Annotated in this window: 7 protein-coding genes and 1 pseudogene; all 8 read left to right on the top strand. The window is 47.0% G+C overall.

The window, feature by feature from the left end; all coding sequences use genetic code 11:
- Positions 1 to 99: 99 nt before the first annotated feature.
- The 8 genes and pseudogenes from holB to MJ768_RS13815 all read left to right on the top strand — a co-directional run bounded on the left by holB (position 100) and on the right by MJ768_RS13815 (position 7,502).
- Entirely contained in the window at positions 100 to 1,185 is a 1,086-nt protein-coding gene (holB, locus tag MJ768_RS13850) for a DNA polymerase III subunit delta' (protein ID WP_239292549.1), read from the top strand.
- Between the two features lie 52 nt (positions 1,186 to 1,237).
- Positions 1,238 to 2,008: a TatD family hydrolase gene (locus tag MJ768_RS13845; RefSeq protein WP_239292548.1), complete on the top strand. Its 771-nt coding sequence runs from the start codon at positions 1,238 to 1,240 to the stop codon at positions 2,006 to 2,008.
- Between the two features lie 264 nt (positions 2,009 to 2,272).
- Positions 2,273 to 2,566: pseudogene (locus MJ768_RS13840) on the top strand (transposase); the annotation flags it as partial.
- Positions 2,567 to 2,926: 360 nt separating this feature from the next.
- The gene (locus MJ768_RS13835) at positions 2,927 to 3,379 is read left to right on the top strand and encodes a phosphate-starvation-inducible protein PsiE (RefSeq protein ID WP_239292547.1); all 453 of its coding nucleotides are present in this window, start codon (positions 2,927 to 2,929) and stop codon (positions 3,377 to 3,379) included.
- Positions 3,376 to 4,422: an L-threonylcarbamoyladenylate synthase gene (locus MJ768_RS13830; RefSeq protein WP_239292546.1), complete on the top strand. Its 1,047-nt coding sequence runs from the start codon at positions 3,376 to 3,378 to the stop codon at positions 4,420 to 4,422. The genes MJ768_RS13835 and MJ768_RS13830 overlap by 4 nt, the downstream gene beginning before the upstream one ends.
- A 204-nt stretch (positions 4,423 to 4,626) precedes the next feature.
- Positions 4,627 to 5,943 carry a hypothetical protein gene (locus tag MJ768_RS13825; protein WP_239292545.1) on the top strand — a complete coding sequence of 439 codons (1,317 nt, stop codon included), beginning with the start codon at positions 4,627 to 4,629 and terminating at the stop codon, positions 5,941 to 5,943.
- Between the two features lie 730 nt (positions 5,944 to 6,673).
- Complete coding sequence (locus MJ768_RS13820) at positions 6,674 to 6,958, top strand: hypothetical protein (RefSeq protein ID WP_239292544.1); 285 nt, start codon at positions 6,674 to 6,676, stop codon at positions 6,956 to 6,958.
- On the top strand, positions 6,933 to 7,502 hold the full coding sequence (locus MJ768_RS13815; protein ID WP_239292543.1) for a toxin-antitoxin system HicB family antitoxin: 570 nt from the start codon (positions 6,933 to 6,935) through the stop codon (positions 7,500 to 7,502). The genes MJ768_RS13820 and MJ768_RS13815 overlap by 26 nt, the downstream gene beginning before the upstream one ends.

Here is a 7,502-nt window from a genome sequence, read left to right as displayed (position 1 = left end):
AATTTTTTTCGAGTAACGCCGTATTGTGACGAAAATTGGATTTTTAGAGGTGCCCGTAAGTGATTTACTTCTATTATTTTTGAATAATGTAATTTGTTAATGAATGAACTGTACGCATGGCAAGATGAACTTTGGCAACGCTGGATCGGATTGCATGCACGTTTGCCGCATGCAATCTTATTGAAAGGGCCGCAAGGAATAGGCAAGTTAAATTTCGCCATGAATCTCGCCCGCTCTTTGCTATGCAAAAAATCACTTGGTAGCAAATTGGCTTGCCAAGATTGCACGTACTGTCACTGGTTTGAACAAGGTACTCATCCTGATTTTCGTTTGCTGCTATCGGGCGCACAGTCGATCGAAATGCAGGAATCCAGTGATTCTCAAGCATCTTTGATATTGAAGAGTTGGACAAAGAGAATCGCTGAAGAAGTACTCGACGAACAACAGAAGAAAGGGAAAAAACCTAGCAAAGAGATTTCTGTTCATCAAGTGCGCTCGCTCGCGAATTTCATCAATCTATCCACACATCAGGGTGGCCATCGTGTAGTGCTGATTCATCCCGCGGAAGCAATGAATGCCAATGCAGCGAATGCATTGCTCAAAACGCTGGAGGAGCCACCCGACCGGATGTTGATAATTTTGGTTAGCCATAAACCACAGCAATTGCTACCCACCATCGTAAGCCGTTGCCTGACTCTCGCGGCCCCAATGCCATCACTCGAGGCCAGCTCTACCTGGCTGCAACAGCAGAAATATGCCAATCCAGTAGCGATGTTGGCACGGGCCGGATTTGCCCCGTTACTAGCGGCAAGCCTGGCTGAAGAAGCTATAGAGGAAGGAGAGTACAACCTTTTTTTGCAAGAAATCAGACAACCTGCCAAGTTCGATGTGTTTGCTTTGGCCGAACAGTTGCAACGCACAGAACCGCTTCATGTCATCCATTGGTTGCAGCAGTGGTGCTACGATCTAGGCAGCGCAAAGCTCACGGGAAAGGTTAGATATCACGACCATCTTAATGATTTAATAAAAAAATTATCCAGTAACATTGCCATGTTCGATCTGCTGCGTTATCAAAATGAGTTAATAATCGCAAAACGCGAGGCGTTGCATCCTTTGAATCCCAAGCTATTATTTGAATCCATTCTGTTATCTTACCGGCACATGATGTTGGGAGCTGATAGATGACGCTGGATGATCACCAAGAGCGCCATAAAACCTTATTACTAAATAACACCTTATGTTTATAGATTCGCATTGCCATATCAATTTTCCGGAACTAACCGCAATCTTCGATGAAGTTCTGACAAACATGCGCCAGAATGAAATTTCTCACGCGCTGTGCGTTTCGGTAAATTTAGAAGACTTTCCTCAAATTAAACTGCTCGCGGAGCAATATGAGCATATCTATGCTTCTGTTGGCGTGCACCCAGACCACGAATCAGCTACCGAGCCAACGCAAGCGCTGCTGGTACAGCTGGCACGACACCCTAAAGTCATTGCTATCGGGGAAACCGGCCTCGATTATTTTCGATTAAAAGGTGATCTGGAGTGGCAGCGTGCGCGCTTCCGCACACATATTCGCGCTGCGCGCGAGTGCCGCAAACCTCTCATTATTCACACCCGTGAGGCGGCTCAGGACACCCTGCGTCTTATGGCTGAAGAAGGCGCTGCCGAGATTGGCGGCGTCATGCACTGTTTTACCGAAAGCCTGGAAGTAGCCCAAGCAGCTATTGAGATGAACTTCTACATTTCTTTTTCCGGTATCGTCACTTTCAAGAATGCTATTTTGCTGAAAGAAGTTGCACGGCATATTCCACTTGAGCGCATATTGATTGAAACTGACTCACCCTATCTCGCCCCGGTGCCATATCGCGGCAAACTCAACCAGCCTGCTTATGTTAAGCATGTAGCTGAAGAAATAGCCAAATTGCGTGGCATTTCTCTTTCAGAGGTGGGACGTGCTACTACAACAAATTTTCGTCGTTTATTTTTGAGTTCGTGTGTATAGAGTATTTAGCCTGAATTTTGCATAGAAAGGGTGAATAACAAAATAACTATTTGATATAATATGTTTTTTATAAAAACAGTCTCGTAAAAAATAACTGTTTGTACTCGCCCTGCTACTAATTTTGCCCCAGAACAACTCCAATTTCCTCCCGCTGCTGGCTACACGATCCGCGCCGACTTCACAGGCGGGGAGATATCCTCTGACCTGGGTGCATTACTGCTTTCCGCCATGGATCGCCGTATTGGTCAGATTGATCGCCTGACCACAGCCATTACCGATTTCCGACTGCTGGAGAGGCACAACCTCAATGAGCAACTCTTCGCCGATGTCGGACGCGTACTCCAAGGCAGCGGCATGACACTCAAGACCGGCACGATTGTCGATGCCACCCTCATCGCGGCCCCCAGCTCAACCAAGAACATCGAGAAGAAACGCGATCCTGAAATGCACCAGACTCGCAAGGGGCAACAGTGGTACTTTGGCATGAAGCTGCACATTGGCGTGGACAGTCAAAGCGGCCTGGCGCACAGCGCCGTCGTCACCCCGGCCAAGTGCGCTACAATGCACTGCTAGTGTTTTAGATGCACTTTAGGGCGCCTCTAAAAATTCAAGTTTCTAGGCAAGACAAGGCACGAGTAAGAAATTTGAGCGTGGCATATACTTGATATGTAAGCGATAATTTTTTTCGAGTAACGCCGTATTGTGACGAAAATTGGATTTTTAGAAGTGCCCTTTAACCAGAACATTTTTTCTTGCCATCAGTTGTTACCTTCAGTTATCGGAAGTATTTTGTGAGCGCCGCACATTCATCCATCGTAAAGGTCAGGCCATAGAAAATGGGTCTGTAAAGTCAAGTTGTTAAAAACTAAATTACCCATATTTTAAGTTCACGTTTTACATCATTGAGGTGCTAACGGATTGAAAAAAACAACCATTAAAAGATTCAACCAGGGACTTCTTTCTCTGGTCGAACATATCGGCTTGCTAGTCATCGCCATTGCCACAGTGTTCGCCATGGCGAGCGAGACCATGACTATGGTACGGGCAGTACAAGTGACACTTACCGACCTGTTACTGCTTTTCCTCTACCTGGAAGTGCTCGCCATGGTCGGGCTGTATTACAACTCAGGCAAGCTGCCAGTGCGTTTCCCACTTTACATCGGCATGGTGGCACTTGCGCGCTACCTGATCTTGGACATGAAAGCCTTGGATGACTGGCGCATGCTCGCAATAACTGGCTCTATCCTGATGCTGACGCTGGCAGTGTTCCTAATTCGTTTGGGCCATGTACGTTATCCCTATTCGGGCGATGAGTCGTCGGCGGAACTGGGGCAAGCCGACCGAATGCAGGATGAAAACAAAACACTGTGAATTCCTATACTATCCCGAATGACGAGATACAAGCTGCCGCAGCATTACTACGGGCAGGCGAGACGGTGGCTTTTCCCACGGAGACTGTCTACGGATTGGGGGCGGATGCTTCCAATCCACTTGCAGTGCGAAAGATTTTTGAGATCAAGGGCCGACCAAACTATCATCCTCTAATCGTTCATATTGCCGCAGCTTCCCAACTACCAGCTTGGGCGCAGAGTATCCCCGACGCTGCATGGCGACTTGCAGAAACATTTTGGCCGGGTCCACTGACCTTGATCCTGCAACGATCCAGCCAAGTGCCGAATGAGGTCACCGGCGGGCAAGACACCGTAGGTCTGCGTGTGCCAGACCACCCAGTCGCGACCGCTCTGCTGCGTGCGTTCGGCGGCGGAATTGCAGCCCCATCGGCCAATCGTTTTGGACAGGTAAGCCCAACTACAGCGCAACACGTGCATGACAAACTGGGATCCAGGGTGGGTATGATTCTGGATGGAGGCCCATGCCGTATCGGTGTGGAATCCACCATCGTAAGCTTAGCGCATGGAGAGGCTGTGTTATTGCGGCCCGGCGGGCTTTCCGTCGAAGCTATTGAAGACACACTCAATAAGAAAATCTTGCTGGCTCAACCGGCTGCTTCTAAGGTGCATGCTTCCGGCATGCTGGCCTCACACTATGCCCCCACAACTCCAATTGAAATCCATCCGGCAGACGAATTGTGGCGCCGGGCACATCAACTGGCTAATCTGGGCTATAAAGTGGCGGTTCTTAATCTGAGCGATAATAGCAAGCGTGTAGGCAGTGGTGGAATAACAAGTTTTCAGATGCCTCTGCTGGCTGATGAATATGGGCGCGAGCTCTATGCGACGCTGCACCGTATTGACCACGCCCGTTTCGATCGTCTTTTGGCTGAAGCACCTCCCTCTACGCAAGAGTGGGTTGCAATCAATGACAGAATGCGGCGCGCCGCTCAGGGCACGGCTAATGAAAACAAAATTTCGGTGGCAGGAGACCTACCTGCCCATGACGGAATAAAAAAATAGGTGTAGCCGTAGGTGCAAGGGCAGGGCGAGTGGCCAATAAATCATTTTCCATGCAAAAGCATAATACTATGTGAACATGAACTTAAATTTCATATGAGTTGATTTAAATACAAGCACTTTGCGCGGTCAGCAATCAAATTGCTTTAACGCAAACTGCATCTGCTACTCTGTCATTCTCATCAATATTTCGTAATAAATCAAGATATGTTTTGTATTTCCTTGCGACGCATAGTTTTTCTTCTCTTGCTCCTGTTCAGTCCAATATTACAGGCCGCCAGCATCGTTACAGCTGACGCCGATAACTATCGTGAATTGCTTTCGCGGCTGGAACCAGGCGATACTCTTTTGCTACAGCCCGGCATTTACAAAAAAGGTTTGCCTGTGCATCGGCTGCACGGGAATAAGGACAATCCGGTCATCATAATGGGCCCGTCCAATGGTCCTTTACCTGTTTTTTTGGCAAGGCCTGGAAACAATACGATTAGCATCATTAACGCCAGTTACATTGTTATCCGTAATTTGGAACTTGATGGGCAGGGCATGGCTGTGGACGGCGTTAAATGCGAAGGACACGCTGACTGGGCTCACCACATCACGCTGGAAAATCTGGTTATCAAGGGTCATGGCAATAACCAGCAAACTGTGGGCATTTCGACAAAGTGTCCCGCGTGGAACTGGGTTATCCGAAGTAACACAATTTGGGGTGCCGGCACCGGAATTTATCTCGGCAACTCCGACGGCAACGCACCATTTGTGGGAGGATTGATTGAGCACAATTTAATCGTTGACACTATTGGCTACAACTTGCAAATCAAGCATCAGAATGCGCGACCGGAGATTCCGGGTATGCCCAGCGAGCCGAGCGTTACAATCATCCGCCACAACGTATTTAGCAAGGAGAAGGGCGCAGCTACCGGGCCATTAGCGCGGCCTAATGTGCTCGTGGGACACTGGCCCGTGAAAGGAAATGGATCGAAAGATACTTATGAAATCTATGGCAATTTCTTCTATCAAAACCCTACCGAAGCGCTCTTTCAGGGGGAAGGGAACATTGCCTTGTATAACAACCTTTTCGTCAATGGCCATGGGGATGCGATTCGAATTCAGCCACATAATGATATTCCACGCGCTATACATGTTTTCTACAATACAGTTATCACTCCTAAAACCGGCATCTCAGTCATATCAGGGCAGGGCAGTGAAAATTATGTTCAACAAGTCTCAGCTAATGTGATCTTTGCTTCTAAACCTATTACTGCCAAATCGCAGAAATCCAATAGCATTGGCAAAAGAGAAGATGCGGTTGATTATCTATTGAAGCCATTTGCCCCATTAGGCGCTATGGACCTTTACTCAAAAGTATCAAATATGAAATCCCAGCCGGTTGACACCACCTCTTTTCGAGTCTTTACGGACTGGGATTTAGACTTCAACAGGCGCAAGCGGGATGAATACTCCCGTGGAGCGTATGGCGGAGAGGGTATAACTGGTTGGTTACCACAAATCGAACGCAAGCCATGATTATGGTTTCTCAAGGACATCTTCGAAGCGCTAGGGTAGCAAGGGGGCAGTTTGAAAGTCTGACAAATTAAGCGGGTATTTGACCAAGTATATACATAAAGATTTTGAAAATTCTGCTCAGTGTGCAAAGCGTTATTGGCACACAAAAAAATCTAGGAAATCGTTGTAGAGATACAGCCACAAGGATTAGGTAAGCTGGAAGGGTTGCAGGTGTCTATCGATGGAAAAATATTGGGCAATCCGTATGTCTCTGTGCTTGAACTTTCGAACACTGGATCAAGACCAATTCTTGCCACAGATTTCGAAGGACCTCTTAAAATTGCTGTAACTAGCCCGTCTGGGGTAGTAAAGGTCCAGCTTGGGGCGACTACACCAACGTCGTTAGAGCCAAAGATCGACATAGCTGAAGGCGTCGTTCTTGTCCAGCCACTGTTGCTTAACCCACACGATGTCATCCGAATGACACTGGTATCGGCGAACTCAAGGCCTGAATACTCGATTCGCGGCCGAGTCGCCGGCGTCTCAGAGATAACGACCAGTGACAGGCAATCCTCGCGGGCAATGATTCGAAACTGGCTATCAAAGCTTACCTCAACACTATTGCTAGTTGTCTACATGGTGAATATGTTGGATTTTGCATATGCAGGATTCCGAAAACGGCCTTTCTTGCCGTTTACACTGGTAACCGCTCTTGTCTATTGTGGGTTGTGACACTATATATGGTGCGAAATTGGCAAAATTAGATTATGATGCCGCTTTAGGAAAGTTGCGAAATTCGGCTGGCAACCTTAGATGCAGTGAAGTTAAGGCTATTCTTAAGGCTCTTGGATTTATAGTGCGCGATGGGAAAAAGGGGAACCATAAAACTTTTAGCCATCCTTCTATCCCTGATTTTTTCGGTAGCAACTATGACTGCGGACACGGAAAAGATGCCCAGGTCAAAAAATGGTACATCGATACTATTATTGAAGTACTAGAAAGGTTAGAAAATGACATCAAAACGCATTACAACTGAAGTTATTGACCCTCACTCATATGGGATAGTCGTTCGTCGAATAAAAAGTGGCGAAGACTACATTTATAAAGGAACTGTTACTGAGTTGCCTGATGTAGTTGCTTTTGAAGATAGCTATTCGGCAGCTTATGAATTAGCCGTAGATGCTATTGAGTCACTTTATGAGGCTGCCAATGAGGACGCTAGACCCTTCCCATTGCCATATGTGCAAAATGCAGAACAGGATTTTAGTGGGCGAGTGACACTTCGAATGCCGAAGTGGCTTCATTCCCATTTATGGAATCAAGCAAATCTCGAAGGAGTTAGCCTAAATCTATATATGATTTCTGTATTATCTGCGGCAAGTTTCATAAGAACATTAGTTGCTCAGACAGTAGAGAGAATTGCCGAAATCAGTGCTACGCGTAACGTGTATTACGGGTCAATCCAAGGCATGATAACTGCTCACGGCTGTGCCGTGATAAACGCATCAGCAACTAATATGGGCTTAACAAGGATTCCGATAGACACCCAACAGAGTTCATATTTGACAATATTTAGTTAA

The sequence above is a fragment of the Candidatus Nitrotoga sp. 1052 genome (assembly GCF_927312905.1).
Lineage (GTDB): Bacteria > Pseudomonadota > Gammaproteobacteria > Burkholderiales > Gallionellaceae > Nitrotoga.
Note: the sequence above shows the minus strand (reverse complement) of the source record. Positions and strands in the feature narration are given on the sequence as shown.